Here is a 24,476-nt window from a genome sequence, read left to right as displayed (position 1 = left end):
GATTATTCTCCCGGCTGTTCAGAGGCGACAACCGCATCGACGGCCACGCCCGGGCGTACCCGTTGCAGGCCCTCGACGATCACACTTTCGCCTTCGCGCAGACCGTCCGACACGATAATGGCCGAGTCCACCGTGTCACCGGTGGTGATATAGCGCTGCTCGACCATCTGTTTGTCGTTGACCACCAGAACGAACTCTCCGCGCTGGTCGCGTTGTAGCGCGGCCTGCGGGATCAATACCTGCAGCGTGGGCTCGAGTGCTTCGATCTGGACGTTCAGGAACGCTCCGTCGATGATCAGGCGGTCGGTATTATCGAACTGAGCGCGCACCGTGATCGCCCCGGTCAGAGGGTCGATGCGGTTGTCGACAAAGATGATCTCGCCAGTTTCATCCAGTTCGGTGCCATTGGGCAGGGTGACGTGGACATTCGGGCTTTTGTTGCTTTCTGCCAGAGATGCCGCGCTTTCGCCAACTTGTTGAAGAACGGTCGTAAACTGTTTTTCGTTCAGCGAGAAATTCACATAGATCGGCGCTTCGCTGACGAGGTTGACCAATGGCGGATTGTTGGGGCCAACCACGTCCCCGACACTTGTCGTAACGCGTCCAAGACGACCGGTGAAGGGCGCATGGATTTCGGTATAGCTCAGGTCCAGCTCGGCCTGTTGAATGGCGGCATTCGCAGCTTTGACTTCAGCCTCGGCCACCAATTCGTTGGCTCGCGCAATATCGCGTTCGGATTCGGGTGTTGCTTCGCGCTTATAAAGCTCTTCTTTACGGGCCAGGTCGACTTTGGCCAGTTCAAGATTGGCCTCAGCCCGGTCGAGATCCGCCTTTCGCGATTGCACCGTGGCTTCGTAAAGGTCAGGTTCGATCTTGAAGAGAAGTTCGCCTTCATTCACCAGCGCGCCGTCCTCAACTTCCTGACTTTCCAGAAACCCACTGACACGCGCGACGATATCGACTTTGTTAATGGCTTCTGCGCGCCCGATGAAGGTCGCCTCATCCGTGATCTCTTGCGTATAGGCTGCCGCGATCGAGACCTTGGGGGCAGGTGCATCACTTTGGTCCTGCGCAGTCGCACTCTGCGCGAGCCCGAAACCGAACAACAGAGCGAGGGTTGCGCTCAAAGCTCTGGCCGATCCGCGGCGGTGAAGGGGCGTAGGTGCAAATTCAGGGGACATGATGAATGCCTCGTCAAGATTACAGAAAGCGCGCCGCAGCAGAACGGTTGCTGCGACGAGTCGAACACATATTGGTCAGGATGGCCGCTTTGACATAATTTCTCAAGCGTGTTGACGAAGCGAGCGTCGCATCAAGCTGCGGAAATTTTTCTGCCGGACGGCAGGGTTAGGTGCGGAAGCTCAGCCGTGCGACATGGCCCGCAAGACGTAGAACCTCAAAACGAAAAGACCGGAGGCCAATACAAGCCCCCGGTCTAAGAAAGGTGAGTTAGGTTAGATTAGTCTCGCACTCCGGCGAACTTTTCCTGCCATTCTTCGCGTTGTTCGTCCGCAATCTTGGCAAATAGCACATCAGGTACGGTGAACTCGTGACCAGCGGGCAGGGCGGACAGTGCGGCCTCCACATCATCAGGCCAGCTGGTGTCGAGCGTGTTCATCGCGCTCAGCATCCGTGCAGATGTGTCGGGAATGAAGGGCGCGCTGAGCACGGCGTAAAGCCGGATCAGGTTCAGACCCAGCCGCACCTGCGCGGCGGCCTGTTCCGGATCTTCCTTGAAGGTCGACCACGGTGCTGCAGATTGCAGATATTCATTGCCCGCAACCCAGATGGCCCGCAATTCCTGAGCGGATTTGCGAACTTCCATCGCCTCCATAAAGCCTTCGTATGCCCGCACGCGTTTGGTCAATTCAGCGACCAAAGCCTTCTCACGCTCGCCAAACGCACCGCCTTCGGGTACGGCTTCGCCGAATTTCGAGCGGCAGAACTTGGTGATCCGGCTGACAAAGTTGCCCAGCACGTCGGCAAGGTCTTTGTTCACCGATTGCTGGAAGTTCTCCCATGTGAACTCACTGTCGCTGCTCTCGGGCGCGTGGCTGAGCAGCCACCAGCGCCAGTAATCAGCGGGCAAGATGGCCAGCGCCTGGTCCATGAACACACCGCGCCCCTGGCTGGTCGAGAACTGACCCCCATCATAGTTCAGATAGTTGAACGATTTCAGGTGGTCGACCATCTTCCACGGCTCGCCCGAACCCAGAATGGTTGCCGGGAAGCTGAGCGTGTGGAATGGGACGTTGTCCTTGCCCATGAATTGCACGTAACGCACATCATCGGCACCCTTGTCGGTGCGCCACCAACGCTCCCACTCGGCGTCCGGCTTGCCGCTCGCGTCTGCCCATTCCTTGGCGCAAGCGATATATTCGATGGGTGCGTCGAACCAGACATAGAAGACTTTGCCCTCCATTCCGGGCCAGTCCTGATCACCTTTCTTGACCGGCACGCCCCAATCCAGATCGCGGGTGATGCCGCGGTCTTGCAGGCCGTCTCCGTCATGCAGCCACTTCTTGGCAATCGAGGTCGTCAGGATCGGCCAGTCGGTTTTGGAATCGATCCATGCGTCCAGCTGGTCTTTCATCGCGGATTGACGCAGGTACAGGTGCTTTGTCTCGCGCACCTCCAAATCAGTCGAGCCCGAGATGGCCGAACGCGGCTCGATCAGATCTGTCGGGTCCAGCTGCTTGGTGCAATTCTCGCACTGATCGCCTCGCGCGCGGCCATAGCCGCAATTGGGGCAGGTGCCCTCAATATAACGGTCAGGCAAAAAGCGTTTATCTGCGTTGGAATAGACCTGCTTTTCACTGACCTCGCGGATCAGTCCGGCCTCATCCAGCTTGCCTGCGAAATGCTGGGTCAACACTTTGTTCTGCTCGCTGGACGAGCGGCCAAAGTGATCGAAGCTCAGGCCAAAGCGATTGGCGATGTCGGCCTGAACGCCATACATCTCGGCGCAATACTCGGCTACCGGCTTACCTGCTTTGGCCGCTGCCAGCTCGGCCGGGGTGCCGTGTTCATCCGTGGCGCACAGGAACATGACCTCATTCCCCCGGCCACGCTGATAACGTGCATAAAGATCGGCAGGCAATTGCGAGCCGATCAGGTTGCCGAGGTGCTTGATCCCGTTGATATAGGGGATCGCCGAGGTGATGAGAATCCGAGCCATTTTGCGTTTCCACGTAACTAACTGCGCGCCCGTCTACAGTATGTGAGGGATTAGCAAAAGCCCGGTTTCAGCGTTGAAGCTTCAGAAACCCATACAAACGCCACCTTCGCGAAATCCCTGATCTGTGTATGATGGTCCTGCAAGTGATTTTACGGGGGAATTTATGCATCACTCGTATTTGACGCGGTGTATTCGCGTAGCCGTCATTTTCATGACCACACTTCTATCGCCGACCAGCCTATCGGCAGAACAAAGCGATGCCCTGACCGCCATCGATACCTTCGACAAGGCGATGCTTTCGATTTTCAAACGGGGTCAGGCTGTACTGACGGCTCAAACCCGGCCAGTCATGGTCATTGCCCGCGACGTAACCGTCATGACCGAGGATGGCGAGATTTCTTATCCGCGCAACGATTCAGACTATCTGATCTTCAAATCCACTTCACACGTTCTGTTGGGGATCATAGGTGCAGTCACCCCATGGCCTGAGGATGAGGCTGGAGATGCGCGTTGGAAGGAAGATTTTGAGGGGATCGCGCAAGCAATAGATACGTTGCTGGCGTCAATTGATCAGCTTGATCTTTCAAAGGACGCGATCGCGAAACAACGGCAATTGCTGGAAACAGCCCGTACATTCGTCCGTGGATCGGTCGACCACGGAACGCTGACCCCTCAGGATGTATCAAAGGCGATAAATGACATGCGACCGATTTGGGCGGCCAATATGCGGGAGGCTGCGCGTGTTGAGTTGACCGCATTGCACAAGGCCGTCTCAGATGCCCGCGCGGCACTCAGTCAGGATGATTGGGACAAGATTTATGTCGTACATCACGGCGGCTCGAACGTGACCGGGGTTAATGTTGTTGAGCTGTATCTGGAACGGGTGATGCCCCAGAAAGTTGCCGCCGGACAGGTTATGTTTGCTGAGAACGCGCACGGAAACAAAGCTATGGCCGATTATGTCGGGTATGAGCGCATGCAGCGACATGTGGGGGCCTGGGCGTTCGGTGATCCAAGGCGGATGGAAGTCGATTTGCTTGGGTATGAAGCCGGGGCTATTTTGGATGAAATGATCCAGTCGTCTCCACCATCCGAACCATCTGAATAGGGTTTCTATTCCTCCCGCGACCGTTTCAGAAGGCGTCCGATGGTGAAGGATGTGCGTGGGGCATAAACGTAGTTCGTTCGCTCGTCCGGTGTTGGGCGCGACCGCATCCGGGCCAGCCCGAACATGATGAGCCCCAGATGACCCACGGCCACAAAAGCAAACAATGCGCCTGGCCCGAACTGTTGAATCAGCGTCGAAGAAACATAGGGCGAGGCGATGGCACCGAGCGCATACCAGAACATCAGCGCCGCAGACAGCTCAACGCGTTGTTCGGTGGTGGCGAAATCATTGGCGTGGGCTGAAGAGACCGAGAAGATCGGAAAGGTAGTCAGGCCAAAGAACCCGGCGGCCAGCATTACGCCCAGCGTTCCAGCCCCGCTTGCAGCCATGGTGATGCCGCAACTCAGTACAGCCGCAGCCGATAGCCAGATCAATACCCATCGACGATCGTATTTGTCGGCGAGCCATCCCAGCGGATATTGCGCCAGCGCCCCACCCAGAACGAATGAGGCGAGGAAGAATGCGATCTGATCCACGCCCAACCCAACCTCCTGCCCGTAGACCGGACCAACCATCCGGAACGAGGCCGAGCTGAGCGCCGAGACGATCACTCCGGCGACGGCCAGCGGTGAGTTCTGCCATGCCATCCGAGGGCGCAGTCGTGGTGCCTCAGGCGTTTGGGGTTGGCTGGCACGTGTTAGCGCCAGAGGCAAAAGCGAGGCGCAGCACAAGATCGCCAGCAGATTGTACGAGACATATGACGCGGGTGGCAGAACCGCGATGATCAACTGCGCGCAGAGCGACGCACCAAGGTCCGCGATGCGGTAGCTGCCCATGACGCGACCGCGCGAGTCGTTTGTGACCTTGGCGTTCAGCCAGGCTTCAATCACCGTGTAGCATCCTGCGACGCAGGTGCCCGAGGCGATCCTCAGGATGGCCCAGATGCGCGGGTCTTCCGTCAGGGTATGCCCCAGAAGACCCATCGCACCCAAGGCCGTGCAGACGGCAAATGCACGGGAGTGGCCGACGCTGCCCATCAGGCGCGGGGCCCACCAGCAACCGATGAAGAAGCCCAGGAAATGCGCCGAACCCAAAAGGCCGATCTGTTCCGTAGAGAAGTTCAGCGTCAGGCCCGAGATCGCGTCCAGCGGGCCAACGCCGCCGGTCGAAAGCTGCAGCAGAATGACTGAAAGAAACAGGGCGGCAAAGGAAATGATCGTGCGCATGATGGGATCAACTTGGCGTCACGCTCAGATTTTTCGCGCAACTATTCGACTTTAGCAGGTCGTTTTTCTGCTTTTCTAACTCAGCTCTCCCGCAGAATCTCAGCATGGATATTCAATCCGACAGTCTCCTGCACCAGATCCGGATAGCCTGAGGCACCGAATTCATGCCGGTTCAGCGCACCGACCAGCCGTATGGACAAGACATCCAGATCGTCAACGGCACTTCCTGGCATCCGGTAGAGGTTGGCCATCAGCGTTACGGGTCGTGTTACCCCGCGTACGGTGAGGTCACCGGTGACAGTTGCGCCCTCAGAAATGCGACCAGTGGGGCCGAGTTGTATCTTGGTCGAGGTGAAGCGGATCGTTGGGTGGCTTTTTGCGTCCAGCACGCTTTGGCCCAGCATCGGACCGCGGGCAAAGGGCAATTTGGTGCGCGCGTCCGCCACGTCCAGCACCACATCGACCCGGCTGTTCTGAAGGCGTTTGGTGTCGATCTGAATATCGGCGGACCGGATCGGCATTGTCCCTGATTGCGCCACGCCCGAAAGATCGAAGGTGAAACCGACCGAGGTCCCCTTGGGTGCAAGAACATAAGGAATCAAAGCCGTTTGCGCGGTGCTTGCAAGGGGCAGGGCAAACAGGCCCGCGATCAGGGTGCGTCGAGTCAGATATGTCATGCCATGACCTCTCGTCCTCGGGGGCGTGACCGCTTCATCAATGTTAGCAGGATGGCGATGTTCAGGCCGTTCCAGAGGATGCCGTTGATAAAGGCCAATTGATAATTTCCGGTTACGTCGTAAATCCATCCCGACATCCAGCCGCCAAGTGCCATGCCCATGATGGTCATCATCATGACAAACCCGACTCGAGCGCCCGCTTCTTGCGGGGGCATGTACTCACGCACCACCAGCGCATAGCTGGGAACGATGCCCCCCTGCGCAAGACCAAAGAGCATGCTGATGACATAAAGCGAGACCATCCCGTCATAGGGAAGAAACAGAAACAGCGCTATGCATTGCAGGACCGAGCCGATCAGCAAGGTGGTCAACCCACCCAGCTTGTCGGCCACAAGGCCCGAGATTACCCGGCTCACCACGCCGCCTAGCAGCATCAGTGACAGCATCTCGGCCCCGACCGCCGGACCATAGCCCAGCCCCACGCAATACGAGACGATGTGAACCTGTGGCATCGACATCGCCACGCAACAGCCGATCCCGGCAAGCCCGAGGATGTATTGCAGCGCGCGCGGCGACAGGCCCACGCTCTGCGCTCGGAACTGGGCCGCGGCAGCGGCGGTGCTGTGTGCATCGACGGGCAGGGGGCGGCGCAGCAAAAGGGACAGAGGGATCACGGTGGCCAGAGTGATCAGGGCGAGGGCCAGATAGACCTCTTGCCAGCCCTCGCGCTCCAGAATGCCCGAAAGCAGCGTGGGCCAGATAGCACCCGACAAATAGTTTCCGCTGGCGACCAGAGCCACGGCGATCCCGCGCCGCCGCATGAACCAGTGAGAGATATCGGCGATCAGTGGCCCAAACCCAACCGCTGTACCCAGCCCCAACAACAGATGCGCCAGCGACAGCAGCATCATGTTCGGGGCCAGCGTGGCGAGTAGATAGCTGATGGCACTCAGAGCTGCCGCGCCAATCAGGGCTTTGGTCACGCCTAGCCGATCCACCAACTGGCCCAGCCACATATTGCCGAGCGCAAAGCCGATCATGGTCAGGACATAAGGCAACGACGCCTCGGCCCGTCCGGCACTAAATTGTGCCTCGATGGCGGGCATTACCACGATGACGGCCCACATGCCCACATTGACCACTGTGGCAATGGCCAGAGTGATCAGCAGGCGCAGCCAGGAATAGCGGCTATCATGGATCGCGTGGGTCATCCCGGAACGCTAGGGCGCGACTGCGGTTTTGACCAGTCACAAGTTGCGTGACTGGTCGGCTGTCACTCAGTCGTGTCTTTGGTCTCGGTCCGTTGCAGATGTATCGTGGTCTGATCGGTGGTCTGCGTGACGATCCAACTGGCAGGCGGTTGCGAACGGGCGCGGCGGCGGGTCAGGGTCCAGCCTTGGCCTGCATCGCAATAGGTAGGGGCCATATGCCAGCGCGTCTCGATCCCTTGCGCACCTCCATCATCGGGGGTCAACAACACTCCCAGCGGAGCTTGCCCCACCGCGCCGCCCTGTTCTGCGGCCAGATGCAGGCGCCGGACCGGGGTCAGCCCCGGCGGGCCGGGCAGATCGCCGATGACAAGTGGGACTGCGCCGCTGCGCAGGGCCTCCTCCATACACCACAGCAGGTCTTCGGCCTTCGACGGACGAACCAGCAGAAAGCGCGAGGGATCGGCAAAGGGCAGCATACCTTCGGGGTGCAATTGCCCGATCTCCCATTCAGGGCAAATCCACATCACCGGCCCTTGCGTCTGCCCTGCCAGCCACATGGCAAAGCTGCGGCGCGCGGGGCCGCAGGCCTCGTGCACACGGGCCAGTTGCAGGCTGATCTGTGGATGCAGGACCACTCCGGGCGGGGTGCGTGCGGGTTTGCGGCCAAGAAGCTGGGTGGACATGCCAGCAGATTAGCATGTTCTCACTTTGTTCTCAATTGGGGAATGTCGTCAGCGCGACAATATCAGACGTCCATCAGCGAATTGGACGTTCGAGAAGCGCTGCAGGTACGCCATACCCAGCAACGACTGGTTCAGTTCGCCCTCGGTGATTGAGGCCTGCACATTGCGGTCCGTGATCGGCCCGAGCGCGAGGCTGTCCAAACGCACCGGAGCCGTGCGTACCATACCATTCGCAGTCGCAGCGCGCCCAAGATAGGTCAGCCGCGTAGTATCGATCCCGGCGCGCGCGGCATCCTTGTCGCTCAGGACAATGTTGCTGGCACCGGTATCGACCAGAAAGGTCACCGCTTTGCCGTTCACCAGCATCGGCAGGTAATAATGCCCGTCATATGACCGGGGCACCTCGATCCGGTGGTCAGTCACTGTTAGCTGAGTCGAAGGGCCAACGGTCGAGCGGATGTCGTCCCAAAGCCCGATCACAGCAATGACGCCGACAAAGATGAACACCCAGGCGGCGACCTGTTGCATCGTCTTGCCCAGTGATTGACGGTTTTGGGTGATGAACCACATCAGCAGTGCAGCAGCCAGCAACACCAGATAGGTCAAACGCCCGATATTCTCGCCATCCATTCCGTCACCCGTACTCAGTTGGTTAGCCATATATATGGGGGCTCAGGAAGCGAAACCAAAGGCCTTGAGACCATCCAGAATGAACTGCACCGACAGCGCGGCCAGCAGCATACCCAGTAGCCGGGTCAGCACGTTCAGCCCCGTCTTGCCCAGAATGCGAGCGATCACGCCTCCGGCCAGAAAGAACACGAAAACCACGATCATGACTGCCAGCATCACGGCACAGGCGGCGGCAATGCCCTGAATGCCCGGGTTCTGGCCAGCCAGCAGGATGATGGTAGCAATTGATCCGGGCCCTGCGATCAGGGGAATGGCCAGAGGGAATACGGACGGGTCAGGATGCTCTTCCTCCTCGGCCCGATCCTCGCGGCGTTTGGTGCGGCGGTCGAACAGCATGTCGAGCGCGGTCAGAAACAGCAGCGCACCACCGGCCACGCGGAAGGCCTCCATCGAGATGCCGACAAAGCCCAGTACAGCCTCGCCAAACGCGGCGAAGGCGATCAGGATGCACACCGCAGTCAGGCAACTGCGGATGGCGATCTTGCGGCGCGTCGCGGCATCCATGTCTTGCGTCAGAGCGACGAAGATCGGTGTAGTGCCGAACGGGTCGATCACCACGAACATGGTGGTGAACGCTGTGATGAAGAAGGCCATTTCAATCATGCAGCATTCTCTGCCTGTTCCAAGCGTTCGGCGGCAGCGACCCAGAGGGTTTCGGCCTTTTGCATCGCTTCAGCGACCTCGGCGAATTTTCGGTTCCAGGTTTCCAGATCGTTGATCTTGTCATCCTCATATAATGCCGGGTCCGCCAGTTTGGCCGAGAGTTTGTCGTGCATGTTCGTCAGTTTCTCGATCCGATCCTCGCATTTGCGCAGATCAGCGCGCAGCGCCAGCATGGTATCGCGCGAGGGGCGCTTGGGCTTGGCGGATTGCGGTTTCTCTTTCACCGGCTTGTCACGGGCCAGCAGCAGGGCACGATAGGTCTCCAGATCGCCGTCAAACGGCTTTACCGTCCCGTCCGAGACCAGCCACAGCCGGTCTGCTACGAGCGACAGTAGGTGCATGTCATGACTGACCAGCACAACCGCGCCGGAATATGCAGTCAGTGCTTCGACCAGCGCTTCGCGGCTTTCGATGTCCAGGTGGTTGGTTGGCTCGTCAAGGATCAGCATATGCGGTGCGTCGATTGTGGCGATCAGCAGTGACAGGCGGGCTTTCTGACCGCCTGATAGTCGACCGACCACAGTCTCTGCCTGATCCGCGTTCAGACCAAACCCGGCCAGACGCGACCGCCATTTGCCCGGAGCCTCGTCTGGGCGCAGGCGCCGTAAGTGGTCCAGAGGGGTCTCGTCCACATAAAGCTCATCTACCTGATGCTGCGCGAAATACCCGATGCGCAACTTGTTAGAGCGGCTCATCTTGCCTGCCATCAGGGGCAGGCGGTCGGAAAGCAGCTTGGACAGGGTCGACTTGCCCTGACCGTTCTTGCCCAGCAATGCGATCCGGTCATCCTGATCAATCCGCAGATTCAGGCGGCGCAGTACCTCAATCTCGCCATAGCCGGTCACACCGCCTTCAATCTGGATGATCGGCGGCGATAGCTCCTCGGGCTCGGGAAACGAGAATGCGCGCAAGGCGGCCTCTTGCGGGGTTGAAACCAGTTGGATGCGCTCGATCATCTTCAGGCGGGACTGGGCCTGTACGGCCTTCGACGCTTTATAACGGAAGCGATCCACGAAACTCTGCAGATGGGCGATGCGGGCCTTGGCCTTGGCGTTCTCCGACTCCGCTTGCGCCAGACGTTCCGCCCGGCGTTCGGCGAACTTGTCGTAAGGGACTGCGTAATAGGTGAGCTTGCGATCTTCCAGATGCAGGATCGAACCCACGGCGCGGTTCAGCAGACCGCGGTCGTGGCTGATGATGATCACCGTGTGAGGATACTTCGCCAGATAGCTTTCAAGCCACAGTGCGCCTTCGAGATCCAGATAGTTGGTTGGTTCGTCCAGTAGCAGCAGATCGGGCTGAGAGAACAGCACCGCCGCCAGTGCCACGCGCATCCGCCAGCCGCCTGAGAAATCGGAACAGGGTTTTAGTTGATCTTCGTCATCAAACCCCAGACCTTTAAGGATCGACGCTGCCCGTGCCTCAGCCGACCAGGCGTCGATATCGGCCAGACGGGTCTGGATATCGGCAATGCGGGCGGGGTCTTCGGCGCTTTCGGCCTCGGCCATCAACGCGCTGCGTTCGGTATCGGCGGCGAGGACAGTATTGATCAACGAAATATCGGAAGAAGGTACCTCTTGCGCCACTCCTCCAATCCGCGAGCGCTTCGGGACCGAGATATTGCCCGACTCCAATGCAAGCTCCCCCCGGATGAGGCGAAAAAGAGTGGTCTTGCCGGTCCCGTTGCGGCCCACAAGGCCAACCTTGTGACCATCAGGGATAGTCGCGCTGGCCCCATCGAACAAAGGGCGGCCCTCAACGGCATAGGTGATATCTTCGATCCGTAACATGAGGCCGCTCTTAGCAGAGCCACGATGCCGCCGCCAGCGGCTTGGCATGTTCAAACGCCAGGCAATGTGTTAGCGCTGTTTCGTTTGCTTTTTTGAAACGGTTTTCGAGATGCGCGCGGCCCAGACGCCCCCCAGTTTGATCACGCTGATCTTTGCCACGGCGCTGTCTGTGCTGTCCCTGAATATGTTTCTGCCCTCACTGGCGCATATGAGCGAGGATTTCGCGGTGGACTACGGCCTCGTGAACCTGTCGGTTGCGGGGTATCTGGCCGTATCTGCCGTGCTACAGTTGATCATGGGACCGCTGTCAGATCGCTTTGGACGCAGGCCCGTGCTGTTGATCTGCATGACGATCTTCGTCATTGCCTCGATCGGCTGCGTCATGGCCGAGTCGATCTGGCTGTTCCTGGGCTTTCGCCTGCTGCAGGCGGTAGTCGTGGCAGGATCGGTGTTGTCCAGCGCCTCGATCCGGGACCGATATCCTCCGAATGAGGCCGCGAGCAAACTGGGTTATATCGCCATGGCGATGGCGCTTGCGCCGATGTTGGGTCCGATGTTGGGCGGCGCGTTGGACATGCTGTTTGGATGGCGCGCGGGGTTTGTTCTGTATTCGCTGTTGGGGGCAGGGCTGCTGGCCCTTCTGTGGCTTGATATGGGCGAGACAAATCTCAACCGCGCCTCAACCTTCTCGGCCCAATTGCGCGAATACCCACACCTCTTTCGAGCGCGCCGATTCTGGGGCTATGCCCTTTGCGTATCGTTCTCGATAGGGGGTTTTTTCAGCTTCATCACCGGAGCGCCTTTGGTGGCTGCGGCATGGTTCGATTTGAGTCCGGCCATGCTGGGTCTTGGGATCGGCATCATCACGGGCGGATTCATGGTCGGTAATTTTGTGACGGGACGGATCGCGGCACACACACGACTGACCACAATGATCCTGATCGGGCGGATCGTGGCCTCGACCGGACCGTTTTGCGGGTTACTTCTGTTCATAGCTGGCCTGGGGTCAGTCTGGGTGTTCTTCGGGTCGGCCATCTGTGTGGGGTTCGGCAACGGATTGACAAACGCCAATGCGACCGCCGGTGTCATGTCCGTGCGCCCCAAGCTGGCCGGCAGTGCGGCGGGGCTTTCAGGTGCGATGATCGTGGCGCTTGGGGCGATCCTGACGTCGATGACCGGCGCGTTTGTCAGCCCGGAAAACGGACCTTATCTGGTGCTGAGCATGATGTGCGGCAGCAGTTTCATCGGCCTTCTTGCGGTACTCTATGTGCGTCGCGTGGATCGTCTGGAGCCGCTTCCCGATACGATCTGACCGCAAAGGCATCATTCTACTTTTCTTGAAGCAAATACCATGTTAGGCGGCGCGCGATGGATTTCGGCGCGGACCCGCGCCACATTGTAAGGAGAGGCCGATATGGCACTGGAACGCACATTCTCGATCATCAAACCCGATGCAACCCGCCGCAACCTGACTGGCAAGATCAACGCCAAATTCGAAGAAGCGGGCCTGCGCATCGTCGCGCAAAAGCGCATCCACATGACCAAAGAGCAAGCTGGCAAGTTCTACGAAGTACATGCCGAGCGTCCGTTCTATGACGAACTGTGCGAATTCATGTCGTCGGCCCCTGTTGTTGTTCAGGTTCTGGAAGGCGAAGGCGCCATTGCCAAGAACCGTGAAGTCATGGGCGCAACCAACCCTGCAGACGCAGCAGCCGGCACCATCCGCGCTGAGTTCGCTGAATCAGTTGGCGAAAACTCGGTCCATGGTTCGGACGCACCTGAGACAGCAGCGGTTGAGATCGCCTACTTCTTCTCGGGCATCGAGCTGGTTGGCTAAGCCACCACATCGGTGAACAGATTGGGCCGCTCCTTTTTGGGGCGGCCTATTTCTTTCTCAGACGGGTTTGAGGTCCGCAGCGGTCACACGAACGCCCACGGCGTCCAGATCCGAGACCATCTGGCTTTCCGGCGCCCGGCTCACCCCAGCCTTGATCGCATCAAACCTCTTGCGCAGCGCCTTCTTTTCTTCGCCTTTGCAGTCGTTCCAGGGACGGCCCTGCAGGCCCATCACCAGCACATAGTAGCCAATGAAATGCGGACGCGAGCCGGATTGCAAAAGGCGCGCATAAGCCTCATCCGCGCCTAAGTCCCGCAACTCTTGAGCGGAATGAATGCCCGCGCGCGCGCAAGCTTGCTCGAAGGCGGGGCCAAGGTTTCTGATCGAAGAGACCGGTTCAGACATGCCTCTGTCATAGCCCGAGCCTTGTCGAATGTCACCCGGGCAGAGTTGTCTGAGTCTGTTCCTTGCGTTAGGCAAGTGACGGGGCTGGGAGGATGCAATGAGTCGTGTAAGTTACGAAGAATTGGCGCAAAATCTAGACCTGATGAACCCACCTGTGGGCTTTATCGATGATCCGTTCCCGATCTATGATGCGTTGCTGGAACACGCGCCGGTGCTGCCGCAGCCCGATGGATCTGTTCTTTTGTCGCGCCACGCTGATCTGGATCGCGTCTATCGCGACACCACGCTTTATTCATCGGACAAGAAGGCTGCCTTTGGACCGAAATTCGGAGCGGGCTCACCACTCTTCGAGCACCATACCACTTCTCTGGTGTTCTCTGACCCACCGTTGCACACGCGGGTGCGCAAGATCATGACTTCGGCCCTGACACCCCGCGCCATTGCAGGAATGGAGCCGGGGTTGATCCAAACCGTCGATACGCTGCTGGATGCGATGACAGGCCGGGATCAGGTGGACCTGATCGAGGATTTTGCATCGACGATTCCAATTCAGATCATCGGGAATCTGCTGGACGTGCCCATGTCAGAACGCGGGCCGCTGCGCGACTGGTCACTGGCCATTCTGGGCGCGCTGGAACCGGCTTTGACCGAGGTACAGTTGGAGACCGGGCATCGGGCGGTGACCGAGTTCAAAGCTTATCTTGAAGACCTCGTCGCGCGCCGTCGTGCCAATCCGGGTGACCCGGAAACGGACGTATTGACCCGTTTGATCCGGGGTGAGGGGGCGGATGCACAACTCAGCGAGATTGAACTGCTGCAGAACTGCATCTTCATCCTGAATGCGGGTCACGAAACAACGACCAACTTGATCGGCAACGGTTTGGCGCTGCTGCATGATCATCCGGAGCAATGCGCGCGTCTGTTGCACGATGACGCGCTGATCAACTCGACGGTTGAGGAGGTTTTACGCTTCCGCTCACCGAACCAGTTCGGCAATCGTGAAACCACGGCTGATATAGAACTTGAGGGCCTGCATATACCCAAAGGCACCAATCTGCACCTCTGCATCGGCGCCGCCAATCGGGATCCTGTGGTGTTCGATGACCCGAGCCGGTTCGACATTGCCCGCAAACCCAACCGGCATCTGGCCTTCGCAGGTGGCCCTCATGTCTGTGTCGGCCTGACGCTCGCCCGGCTGGAAGGGCGGGTCGCGCTGGGTCGTTTTCTGCGCAGATATCCCGAGTACAAGCTTTTACCTAATCGCAAACAAGGCGGTCGTATCCGCTTCCGGGGTTACGCTGCTTTGCCTGCAGTTCTTTAACGCTATTTATTTGATACAGCAGTGTATTAACTGCCATTGTTAATGCGCTTCGCGACGTTCACGCCAGCTTTATAATAGTTTCCAGACCGGGCTTGCGGTTCTTTGCAATGAACTTGCCGCCATGCATGTGCGAGATTGCAGCCACCAGTGCCAACCCGAGGCCCGCATTGCGCTCGGTGCGGGCAGGGTCCAGAGTGACGAAGGGCATCTGCAATCTTGGCAAATCACGCTCGGGCACGCCGGGTCCGCGGTCACGAACGCTCAGCAATGTGAAGGCGCCATCTTCGCGGATTTCGATGGTGATCGCAGTACCCGCCGGCGCGTAGCGCATGGCGTTTTCCAGGAGGTTTGAGAAGGCCTGTGACAGTAAAGGGCGGTGACCTTGTATCGGATCGGTTCTGCCTTTGACCTCCAGCCGAATATTCTGATCTGCGGCGACGGGTTCATAGAGTTCGACCACGTCGCTGACCAGTTGCTGTAAATTCACCGGTTCGAACTGCTCGCGGCCCAGACCGGCCTCGGCGCGCGAGATTTCGGTAAGTTGGCTGAGAACTCGCAGCAAATGATCAATCTCACCTGTTGCGCGGGCCAGATCGATATCACGTTCCTGGTCGCTTTTGTCAGGCTCAGCCAGTGACTCGACCCGCTGGCGCAGGCGCGAAAGCGGTGAGCGCAGATCATGTGCAATGGAATTCGAAGTGGTCCTAAGATTACTGATCAGCTCTTCGATCTTATCCAGCATGTTGTTGAGCGTGCCCGAGACCTGATCGAACTCGTCACCCGTACCGCGCAATGGCATACGCAAGGCCAGATCGCCCGAAACGATGTTATCGGCCGTGTCAGCGATGTCTTTGAGGCGTGAGAATACCAGACGTGTCAGCAGCCAACCTGTCAGCAGACTCAACGCAAGGGCAGTCCCGAGCGCCAATGCGACGGACCGAAACAGAGCGCGGTCGAACTGCTGGCGCGCCAACGCATCGCGTCCGACCAGCAACCGTTCGCCACCGGGCAGCCGAACGGACGCAGCCGATATTGGAACCGTCTGGTCGCTGTCTTCGCGGCGCAATTGCAATTCGACCCAGCCGCTGCCCGGCGTGATCCCTTCGGGCCAATGGGCCAGGTTGCCTGCCAGCTTGGTGCCTTGCCGACCTGTAAGCAAATATAGGGCGTCCCGCTGGGCTGCGGTGGGCAGGCGACGTTCGATTGCGGTGATCAATCCGATCATGCCAAGGCGTTCGTATTCATCCGCCAGACCCGTGAGTTCTGCCTGTACGACGGATCGTGTCTCATCCGAGATTGTGCGATTGGCGGTCACGTAAACGGTTACCAGTACCGCTGCGGTCAGCAATGTACTCAGCACCATGCTGGCCATGACCAGCCGGGTGCGCGCATTCCTCAGCGACAGGCGCAGGTCAGGCATCCGAGACCATGTACCCAGCGCCCCTTACTGTCTCGATCATCGGGTCGGCACCTTCTTCATCAAGCTGGCGGCGCAGTTTCGAGATATGGACGTCGACTACATTTGTGTTGGGGTCAAAGTGATAGTCCCAGACGCCTTCCAGCAGCATAGTGCGAGAGACGACGCGGTTTTTGCGGCGCAGGAAGTACTCCAATATCTGGAATTCACGCGGGGTGAGGGTGATCTCGCGCCCGTTGCGTGTGACTTTACGCGTAAGCAGGTCCATTTCGAGATCGCGGCAAGCCAGAGTTGGAGTTTCTTCTGCTTCCTGCGGACGGCGCAGCAAGGCCTCGATCCGGGCGTGCAATTCCTGAAACGAGAAAGGTTTGACCAGATAGTCATCCGCCCCGGCACGGAGGCCTTTGACCCGTTCATCAACCGCGCTCATCGCGGTCAGCATCAACACGGGCGTCTTCAACCCCGCAGCCCGCATGGACTTGATCAACGACAAACCATCCAGCCCCGGCAGCATTCGATCCAGAACAACGGCATCGAAACCGCCATCAGTCGCATGATAAAGGCCCTCGCGGCCATCCGACGCGACTTCGACCACATAGCCTTCCTCGCCAAAGCCTTTGGCGATGAAATCACGGGTCTCCTGATCATCCTCAACAATCAACAGGCGTCTGCTCATGGTCGGGGCTCCTTTCCCAATAGGATATAAACACAGATACTCTTTGAAAAAAACATGCCGGGTGCGATGCCGCACCCGGCTGTCCCAGTGGTACGTGGACAATCCGCACCCTCCGGAATAAGCGCACCAGATTTCCCCATCATGTGGCGCGCTTAGGTGTTGTGGCTCAGGCGATCTTGACCGCGACGAAGATTTGGTTGCCGCCGCGATTGATCAGCACCAGAGCCGGATCGGTCTTTTCGCTTTCCAGCGCGTCTTTCAGCGCGTCCGGGGTCGCGGTGTCCAGATTACCCAGCCGCACGATCACATCGCCGCGCTGCAAACCAGCCTTTGCTGCAGGGCTTTCGGGCTTGAGGTCGGTGACAACCACGCCGTCCACATTCTCGCCCACGCCCATTTCCGCACGTGCCGTTTCGGTCAGCGGAGCAACCGTCACACCCAGCGAAGTGCCTTCGAACTTGTCCTCGACTACGCTGTCGGTCTCGGCTGAGGCAGACTGATGCTGGCCAATGGTCAGTTCAATCTGTTCTTCTTTTCCATTGCGAAGAACTGTCAGAACACTGTCAGTACCCACCTTGGTGGTGCCAACCAGGATCGGTAGATCACTACTGGAATCAACGGGTTCTCCGTTGAAGCTGAGAATCACGTCACCTTGTTGCAGCGCGCCATCCGCCGGGCTGTCGGTCACCACATCGGACACGAGCGCGCCGGTCGCCGTCTCGACGCCCATCGCTGCCGCCAGTTCGGGGCTGACATTCTGGATCGACACACCCAGCCATCCGCGGCTGACCTGACCGTCATCGCGCAGGTCCGCAGTGATGTGATCCACGATGTTTGAGGTCACAGCAAATCCGAGGCCGACCGAGCCGCCGCTAGGTGAGTAGATGGCAGAGTTCACGCCGATCACTTCACCTTCCATGTTGAACAGCGGACCGCCCGAGTTGCCCTTGTTGATGGCCGCATCCGTCTGAATGAACTCGGCATAAGGTCCTTCCGAGATATTGCGGCCCTTAGCCGACACGATACCCGTTGTGACAGTTGAGTTGAGCCCGAAGGGGTTGCCGATGGCGACCACGTCTTCACCCACTCGGATGGCATCGCTGTCGCCCATTTGTACGGCTTGCAGATCTTCGCCTACATCAATCTTCAAAACAGCGATATCAGTCAGCGGGTCGGTGCCTACGATCTCTGCCTCGAAGGTGCGGTTGTCACTCAAGCGGACAGTTATTTCCGTCGAGTTGTCGACCACATGGTGGTTGGTGACAATGTATCCAGCCTCGTCCAAGACGAAACCAGAGCCAAGACCTTGGCTCGGACCACGCTGCGGCATCTGGAAACCTTCCGGTCCGCCGAAGCGTTTGAAGAACTCACCAAAGGGGTGCCCTTCGAAATCGAACTCCTGTCCCTGCGTCAGGACTGGTGCTGTGTCTTGCTTGGCGATGATCGTAACGACTGAGGGTGATACGGTTTCAACCAGTTCTGCCAGCGCCTCGTCTGCCATCGCGGGCAGGGCGGTGGTGGCCAGCATGGCCGCGCCCAGTGCGCTTGCGCCCATCCAGCTAGTCGTGCGTGGGAAAAGCAGTGAGGATTTACGGATGCTCATTTTGACTCCTGTCTTTGTATGGCGGTTGAGCCCGCGCTTGAGACAGGAGATGCCCAGTCAATCTTTGCAGTTCCTGAGTGAAAAATTAAGAAACCTTAATTTTGCCGTTTTCTGTCCTTCCTATGCGGTTGTTCACCAACGGCGCATGAGCGGGAATCAGCCAAGCTTACGTAGGGCGAATCGGTCGATTGTTGCCGACATCGTCGACAGTCAGGAAAAAGCGCCGAATTGAATCAGTTTCGTTAACAAATAAACCGCACCTCTGGTCAAATCACCGAAGATCACCTTAAAGTTGTTTCTCCCCGAGGGACGTGTTTCTGGCGATTGGTAAAGATGCCTTAAAACAAATTGGAAACAATAGGCCCCAAAGGCCATATTCACATTAGGTAATGTGGTGAGCGGCTTAATGTACAACTCAAGCGAGATTCCAGACTGTTGCATTGTTGCGCAAGCGCCAAGTCGATTTTGTGGAAATTTACCAATTCTTCCAATTTTACGTTGTTTGAAAGCACCTGATAGGCGACGATGTAATTGCCCAAGTGAGGGGGGCCTGAGACACTAGGGGGTGTTGAAGGCGCATCTCAGTCTCCATAGCGCTGAGCGGCATGTTAACGAGGGGGTCTTGTTTAGGTTCGGCAGCGTATAGTCAGACAACCTGTTTGGTGATCTGACCGCGCTAGAGAGATTGGTGAAAGTGGTAGTCCTGTTTTTGGGCAACCGGCCCGGTCGTTCGCGACCGGGCCGTGTTCATTTCAGCGTTCGGTTTGATCGCCACTTCTCCCAATCCGTTGGCGTATCCAGATCCAGCAGAGCGTGATTGTCCGGCAGGCAGTGCAAGTGAACTTTGCCCTTGCACTGTTTAACGATTTCCTGGGCGCCGGTGTCGCCGGTCAATTCCTTGAGAGCGTGGAACAACGCTTGATCGAAAATCACCGGATGGCCGGGTGCGCCATCGTTGGTCGCACCACGCCAAACCAGATTATCCGGATACTGTGACCTCGACAGCAGTACGGAGCGGAGATCACTTGATGTCAGGTCAGGCAAATCCGCCAAAAGTACCATCACCGCAGGCGCGGTTGCCGGGACCAGAGCCATCGCGCCACGCAGACTGGCATTCATGCCTTCTGTGGCGTTGGCAATTTCGGCGCGGGTGATATCGAGCCCATCCAGCGCCGCATAGCGTGGATGCGGCCTGGGCGGCAGGGCGGCGATTACTGGGCCAGCGGCCAGTGCTGCAAGGGCAGACCGACGCAGGAGCGGAACCCCGTCAATCCGTTGCAACAGCTTATCCGCACCGCCCATGCGACTGGATTGCCCGGCGGCCAGAAGGATAATGGGAATCGCGCTCATCTAGCGACCATGCCCCCGGTTGTGCGCCGAGTCACCCCCGCATTCGCGCTCCATCCGGGTCGAACAGGGGGGAGGTGGTCACGCGTGCACCGCGCATCTGCCCGAGGATTTCAATCTCGACTTCCTGACCTGCCATCGCACGTTCGATAGGCAGGAAACCCATCGCGATAGATTTCCGAGCGTAGTGGGAATAGCCGCCTGAGGTGCAGAAACCGACAACCTCGCCCTCCAGCCAGATCGGTTCATAGGCGTTGACATCTGCGTCATCAGCGTCGACCTCGAAAGCCACCAACTTACGGGCCGGGCGTTCGGCTTCTGCTGCCGCGCGCCCGATGAACCGGGCGGATTTCGAGAAAGAAATGAACCGATCCAGCCCGGTCTCGGCAGCTGTATAATCGGGTGAGAACTCCCGCATCCACGAGCCAAAGAACTTGTCCAATCGCAGGCTCATCATTGCGCGCATCCCGAAGGGGACCATGCCAAGCGGTTGCCCTGCCTGCCACAAGGTCCACCAAAGCTGCCGCTGCGCCATAGGATCGCAATAGATCTCATAGCCAAGATCGCCGGTGTAGCTGACGCGCTGAACGATACAGTCAGTCATGCCGACCGTCATGCGACGCACGTCAAGGAAACGAAGAGCGCTGATATCGTCGCGCGTGCAACCGGCCAGAACCTCGGTCGCTTTTGGCCCGGCGATTTGGAAACCGTTCAGGCGATCGCTGATATTCTCGACCTGCACACCATCCTGAGCGTTCTGCTGGAACCAACGTAGGTGAAAGGCTTGGCTGCCATATGAGGCAGTCAGCTGGAACTCGGTCTCGCTCAGGCATGAGACGGTGAAATCGCCGATCAGCTTGCCCTTGGGCGATAGCATCGGCGTCAGAGACAGGCGGCCGGGTTTCGGAATCCGACCCGCCATGAGCTGGTCGAGCCAGCCCCGCGCACCGGACCCGGTGATGCGGTACTTGCCGAAATTGTGCACCTCGTTGATGCCAACCCCTTCGCGCACCGCCCGTACCTCGCGCCCTGTGGCGTCAAACGCGTCCGAGCGGCGGAATGAGGGCGTTTCATATCCCGGCTCATCGCCTTGTGCGAAATAGTTCGGAACCTCAAGCCCGTATTGCTGTCCCCAGACCGCGCCGAGATCTGAGAAGATGTCATACATCGGCGTGGTGCGGTTTGGGCGCGCGGCTGGCAGCTCCTCGTTGGGATAGGCCACACTGAATCGTTTCTGATAGTTCTCGACCACCTTGGGGCGTGTGTAGCCGGGGCTGATCCAATCACCAAAGCGAGCTACGTCCATCGCGAAGACGTCCCGTTCCGGTTCGCCTTCGATCATCCATTGCGCCAGCGTCAGGCCGACACCGCCACCCTGGCTGAAGCCAGCCATGACGCCGCAAGCTGACCAGTAGTTGCGCACGCCGGGGATCGGCCCCACCAGTGGGTTGCCATCTGGCGCAAAGGTAAAAGGCCCGTGGATGACCGATTTGACACCAGCCTCGGCCAGAACCGGAAAGCGGCGATAGGCGAATTCGATACTGTCGGTGATCTTGTCATAATCATCGGGCAGCAGCTCATGCCCGAACTCCCATGGTGTGCCATCCACAGCCCAGGGCTTGCAGGGCTGTTCATAGAAGCCGATGCACAGACCGCGCCCTTCCTGCCGCAAATAGCTTTCGCCCGCCGGGTCCATCACATGCGGATGCTCGCCGCCCGCGTCGATGATCGCCTCAATCTCGGGGATGGCGTCGGTGACCAGATACTGGTGTTCCATAGGGTGGAGCGGGAAGTAGATGCCCGCCATCGCCCCAACTTCGCGCGCCCACAAGCCACCAGCATTAACCACGTGTTCGGCATGAATGGTGCCTTTGTCGGTGACCACATCCCAGGTGTCATCCGGGCGCTGGTTGGTCTCGCGCACCATGCAGTGGGTCTCAATCGTGGCGCCTCCCATTCGCGCGGCCTTGGCATAGGCGTGGGTTGTGCCTGACGGATCCAGATGCCCGTCCAGAGGATCGTAAAGCGCACCGAGGATACCGTCAGTGTTGGTGATAGGGGCGATCTTCTTGATTTCGTCCGGACCGACGATTTCAGTCTCCAGCCCCATGAAACGATGCTTGGCACGCTCGGCCAGCAGCATGTCGAAGCGGTCCTGATTGTCGGCCAACGTAACGCCGCCAACATGGTGCAGGCCGCAGGACATACCAGTGATCTCTTCCAGCTCCTTGTAAAGCCGGATCGTGTAACCCTGAAGTGCGGCCATATTGGTGTCGCCATTCAAGGTGTGAAACCCGCCCGCTGCGTGCCAGGTTGAACCGCTTGTCAGTTCCGAGCGTTCCAGCAGCATGACATCAGACCAGCCCAATTTGGTCAGGTGATACAGAACGGAACAGCCGACGACCCCACCGCCGATAACCGCAACGCGTGTAGTAGTTTTCACGTTGGAACTCCCTCAGATTTTTCGGAAGCCTGTATCCGGTTCAGAGGCAATACTGTCCTGTTTGCGACATCGCTTACGTATTGCACCAGCCCCGGATTTGCAGCGCCTTTTCCCGCAGCCACAGGGCGTCAAAGCCGCCGACCAGCCGATAACCATTGTCAAACAAGCTAAGGGCGCGGTCCTCGGTCAGGGCGACATTGCCGAGGGGCAGATTCGCTTTCCTGGCCGCAGCTTCGATACGCGCGACCGCAGCCAGAAAATCAGGATGATCGAATTGCCCCATGAGGCCCAGATCGGTGCTTAGATCAAACTGAGCGGGTATTAGCAGATCAATTCCGGGAACGGCGCAGATTTCTTCGATATTCTCTACGGCTTCGGCGGTTTCAACGAGAAGGCAACAGATTAGTTCGGGCTGAATGTCTGGCGCGTAAGTCCCGAAATCCTTGCCCCAGCGCGATTGAGAAATGAATGGGCCGAACCCGCGCGTCCCGTCGGGTGGGTACCGCAGGCTGGCCACGGCTTGACGCGCCTCGTCTGCCGTGCGGATCAGGGGGAACATGATCCCTTCCGCTCCAAGATCCAGCGCGCGTTTCACCTGTGCAGGGTCATTCTCGGCCACCCGTACCAAAGGCGCACAATCTGTGCCTGCGGTCGCGGCGATCATGGCGTGGGCCGAGGCATAATCGACCGCGCCATGTTCCAGATCGACGACAATCGAGTCGACGCCACAGGCCGCGATTGCCTGCGTTACAACTGCCGAGGGGATGGTACAGACCACACAACTGAGTCGGTCACCACTGTGCCAGAGTTTCCGTTTCAAGCTGGGCATCCGGCACATCTCCTCAAGTCAGAATTATGAAACCATAGATCAGAGAGGACGGACTTTCAGCCCGGTAATCCGGTTCCCTTCGCGTGCTGTGACCTCGAACCGGAAGCCGTGGAACGAAAACACCTGTCCAACGATAGGGATCATCTGCGCCTCGTGGATTACCAGACCGGCCAGCGTGTTGGCCTCTTCGTCCGGTAGGGACCAGTCGAGTGCGCGGTTGGCGTCCCGGATGGTCATCGCGCCCTCGACCAGATATTGGCCATCATCGGTCCGGGTGACGGGCACCTCTTCATCGATGTCGAACTCATCAGCAATCTCGCCCACGATTTCTTCCAGAATATCTTCGAGCGTGATCAGTCCGCGCAGCGAGCCGTATTCATCCACCACCAGCGCAAAGTGACTGTGCATCCTAAGAAACTCGCGCATCTGGTCGTCCAGAGTGGTGGTTTCGGGTACGAAATAAGGATCGTTGGCCACCTTCGCGATGTCAAAGTTCTTGAGCCGCTCGGTATCTCCATCCGCGCCGCCCACTTGCGCATACATAGCTCGGAACAGGTCTTTGGCATGGACGACACCCACAATGTTTTCCTGCTCATCCCGATAGACGGGCAGGCGGGTATGCGGGCTTTCCAAACATTGCTGCAGGATTGCCTCGGGTTCGTCATCGGCGTCGATCATCTCGATATTCGAGCGATGCAGCATGATCTCTTCAACCGTACGGTCGCCCAGATCCAGCGCGCCCAGAATGCGGTCACGGTCTTCTTTTTCGACCACACCTTCGGAGTGGCCCAGTTGCAGCGCCCCCGCGATCTCCTCGCGCACGGCCAGGATGTTGCTGTCGGGATCAATCTGCACACCGAACAGGCGCAGCACGCCACGTACAAACAGGCGCACGGCAGCCACCACGGGTGAGAACACTGTGACTACGATGCTGATGACGGGCGCGACCAGCGCTGCAGCCTTTTCGGCATTGGTGATCGCATAGGTCTTGGGCAGCACCTCGGCAAAGATCAGAACCAGAAGGGTCATCACCAGCGTGGCCAGCGCGACACCGCTTTCACCGAACAGCCGGGTGAAAAGCGCGGTCGCCAGCGAGGCTGCCAGAATGTTCACGAGGTTGTTGCCCAGCAGGACGGAACCGATCAGGCGCTCATTGTCGTCGGTGATATCAAGCGCCTTCTGCGCGCCCTTCGATCCTTTATCTGCCTGCGTCCTCAGTTTCCCGCGCGAAGATGCCGTAAGCGCCGTTTCCGAGCCAGAGAAGAAGCCCGAGAGTACGAGCAGGAGGAGAATAGAGCCTGAGGTGATCCAGAATGCGCCATCAAGCAGAGAAGAGGTGGGTTCCATCGGTCCTTGAATATGTTTGTTTCTG

At 58.6% G+C, this 24,476-nt stretch carries 21 protein-coding genes; 4 read left to right on the top strand and 17 right to left on the bottom strand.

Annotation, left to right across the window (positions count from 1 at the left end):
- Positions 1-2: 2 nt before the first annotated feature.
- Together ACR0AZ_RS06325 and metG are read right to left on the bottom strand one after the other, a co-directional pair.
- Positions 3-1,181 carry an efflux RND transporter periplasmic adaptor subunit gene (locus ACR0AZ_RS06325; protein WP_480667033.1) on the bottom strand — a complete coding sequence of 393 codons (1,179 nt, stop codon included), beginning with the start codon at positions 1,179-1,181 and terminating at the stop codon, positions 3-5.
- 278 nt (positions 1,182-1,459) lie between these two features.
- Positions 1,460-3,178, bottom strand: coding sequence for a methionine--tRNA ligase (gene metG, locus ACR0AZ_RS06320; RefSeq protein WP_480470036.1), 1,719 nt, complete (start codon positions 3,176-3,178; stop codon positions 1,460-1,462).
- Between the two features lie 211 nt (positions 3,179-3,389).
- On the opposite strand from metG, the gene ACR0AZ_RS06315 reads away from it, so the two are divergent.
- Complete coding sequence (locus tag ACR0AZ_RS06315; RefSeq protein WP_480667032.1) at positions 3,390-4,286, top strand: hypothetical protein; 897 nt, start codon at positions 3,390-3,392, stop codon at positions 4,284-4,286.
- Between the two features lie 5 nt (positions 4,287-4,291).
- Here the strand turns inward: ACR0AZ_RS06315 and ACR0AZ_RS06310 are convergent, their stop codons facing one another.
- From ACR0AZ_RS06310 to ACR0AZ_RS06280, 7 genes are all read right to left on the bottom strand, one after another.
- Entirely contained in the window at positions 4,292-5,512 is a 1,221-nt protein-coding gene (locus ACR0AZ_RS06310; RefSeq protein ID WP_480470034.1) for an MFS transporter, read from the bottom strand.
- 80 nt (positions 5,513-5,592) lie between these two features.
- Entirely contained in the window at positions 5,593-6,189 is a 597-nt protein-coding gene (locus ACR0AZ_RS06305) for a YceI family protein (RefSeq protein WP_480470033.1), read from the bottom strand.
- Entirely contained in the window at positions 6,186-7,400 is a 1,215-nt protein-coding gene (locus tag ACR0AZ_RS06300; RefSeq protein ID WP_480470032.1) for an MFS transporter, read from the bottom strand. The genes ACR0AZ_RS06305 and ACR0AZ_RS06300 overlap by 4 nt, the downstream gene beginning before the upstream one ends.
- A 62-nt stretch (positions 7,401-7,462) precedes the next feature.
- Positions 7,463-8,083: an ImuA family protein gene (locus ACR0AZ_RS06295; RefSeq protein WP_480470031.1), complete on the bottom strand. Its 621-nt coding sequence runs from the start codon at positions 8,081-8,083 to the stop codon at positions 7,463-7,465.
- Positions 8,084-8,131: 48 nt separating this feature from the next.
- Positions 8,132-8,713, bottom strand: a complete 582-nt coding sequence (locus ACR0AZ_RS06290; RefSeq protein ID WP_480471901.1) for a retropepsin-like aspartic protease family protein — start codon at positions 8,711-8,713, stop codon at positions 8,132-8,134.
- Positions 8,714-8,755: 42 nt separating this feature from the next.
- A complete protein-coding gene (locus ACR0AZ_RS06285) occupies positions 8,756-9,376 on the bottom strand; it encodes a MarC family protein (RefSeq protein ID WP_480470030.1) in 621 nt (206 codons plus the stop codon).
- Complete coding sequence (locus ACR0AZ_RS06280) at positions 9,373-11,226, bottom strand: ABC-F family ATP-binding cassette domain-containing protein (RefSeq protein ID WP_480667031.1); 1,854 nt, start codon at positions 11,224-11,226, stop codon at positions 9,373-9,375. The genes ACR0AZ_RS06285 and ACR0AZ_RS06280 overlap by 4 nt, the downstream gene beginning before the upstream one ends.
- Positions 11,227-11,335: 109 nt before the next feature.
- On the opposite strand from ACR0AZ_RS06280, the gene ACR0AZ_RS06275 reads away from it, so the two are divergent.
- Positions 11,336-12,538: a multidrug effflux MFS transporter gene (locus ACR0AZ_RS06275; RefSeq protein ID WP_480667030.1), complete on the top strand. Its 1,203-nt coding sequence runs from the start codon at positions 11,336-11,338 to the stop codon at positions 12,536-12,538.
- Between the two features lie 102 nt (positions 12,539-12,640).
- A complete protein-coding gene (gene ndk / locus ACR0AZ_RS06270) occupies positions 12,641-13,063 on the top strand; it encodes a nucleoside-diphosphate kinase (protein ID WP_155143779.1) in 423 nt (140 codons plus the stop codon).
- A 57-nt stretch (positions 13,064-13,120) separates the two neighbouring features.
- Here ndk and ACR0AZ_RS06265 read toward each other — a convergent pair whose 3' ends face one another.
- Positions 13,121-13,468: a TfoX/Sxy family protein gene (locus tag ACR0AZ_RS06265; RefSeq protein ID WP_480470027.1), complete on the bottom strand. Its 348-nt coding sequence runs from the start codon at positions 13,466-13,468 to the stop codon at positions 13,121-13,123.
- Positions 13,469-13,565: 97 nt separating this feature from the next.
- Between ACR0AZ_RS06265 and ACR0AZ_RS06260 the strand changes: the two genes are divergently transcribed.
- Positions 13,566-14,789 (top strand): cytochrome P450, encoded by a 1,224-nt coding sequence (locus tag ACR0AZ_RS06260; RefSeq protein WP_480667029.1) that lies wholly within the window; start codon positions 13,566-13,568, stop codon positions 14,787-14,789.
- A gap of 58 nt (positions 14,790-14,847) precedes the next feature.
- Here ACR0AZ_RS06260 and ACR0AZ_RS06255 read toward each other — a convergent pair whose 3' ends face one another.
- From ACR0AZ_RS06255 to ACR0AZ_RS06225, 7 genes are all read right to left on the bottom strand, one after another.
- Positions 14,848-16,209: a sensor histidine kinase gene (locus ACR0AZ_RS06255; protein ID WP_480667028.1), complete on the bottom strand. Its 1,362-nt coding sequence runs from the start codon at positions 16,207-16,209 to the stop codon at positions 14,848-14,850.
- Entirely contained in the window at positions 16,202-16,882 is a 681-nt protein-coding gene (locus ACR0AZ_RS06250; protein WP_480470024.1) for a response regulator transcription factor, read from the bottom strand. Before ACR0AZ_RS06250 ends, ACR0AZ_RS06255 begins: the two co-directional genes overlap by 8 nt.
- A 166-nt stretch (positions 16,883-17,048) precedes the next feature.
- The gene (locus ACR0AZ_RS06245; protein WP_480470023.1) at positions 17,049-18,485 is read right to left on the bottom strand and encodes a DegQ family serine endoprotease; all 1,437 of its coding nucleotides are present in this window, start codon (positions 18,483-18,485) and stop codon (positions 17,049-17,051) included.
- Between the two features lie 747 nt (positions 18,486-19,232).
- Entirely contained in the window at positions 19,233-19,835 is a 603-nt protein-coding gene (locus ACR0AZ_RS06240) for a nucleotidyltransferase family protein (RefSeq protein ID WP_480470022.1), read from the bottom strand.
- 31 nt (positions 19,836-19,866) lie between these two features.
- A complete protein-coding gene (locus tag ACR0AZ_RS06235) occupies positions 19,867-22,275 on the bottom strand; it encodes a GcvT family protein (RefSeq protein WP_480470021.1) in 2,409 nt (802 codons plus the stop codon).
- A 73-nt stretch (positions 22,276-22,348) separates the two neighbouring features.
- Positions 22,349-23,104 (bottom strand): HpcH/HpaI aldolase family protein, encoded by a 756-nt coding sequence (locus ACR0AZ_RS06230; RefSeq protein ID WP_480667027.1) that lies wholly within the window; start codon positions 23,102-23,104, stop codon positions 22,349-22,351.
- 39 nt (positions 23,105-23,143) lie between these two features.
- Complete coding sequence (locus ACR0AZ_RS06225; RefSeq protein WP_480470019.1) at positions 23,144-24,451, bottom strand: HlyC/CorC family transporter; 1,308 nt, start codon at positions 24,449-24,451, stop codon at positions 23,144-23,146.
- Positions 24,452-24,476: the final 25 nt, after the last annotated feature.

It is taken from the genome of Ruegeria sp. BE3 (assembly GCF_056538865.1).
Note: the sequence above shows the minus strand (reverse complement) of the source record. Positions and strands in the feature narration are given on the sequence as shown.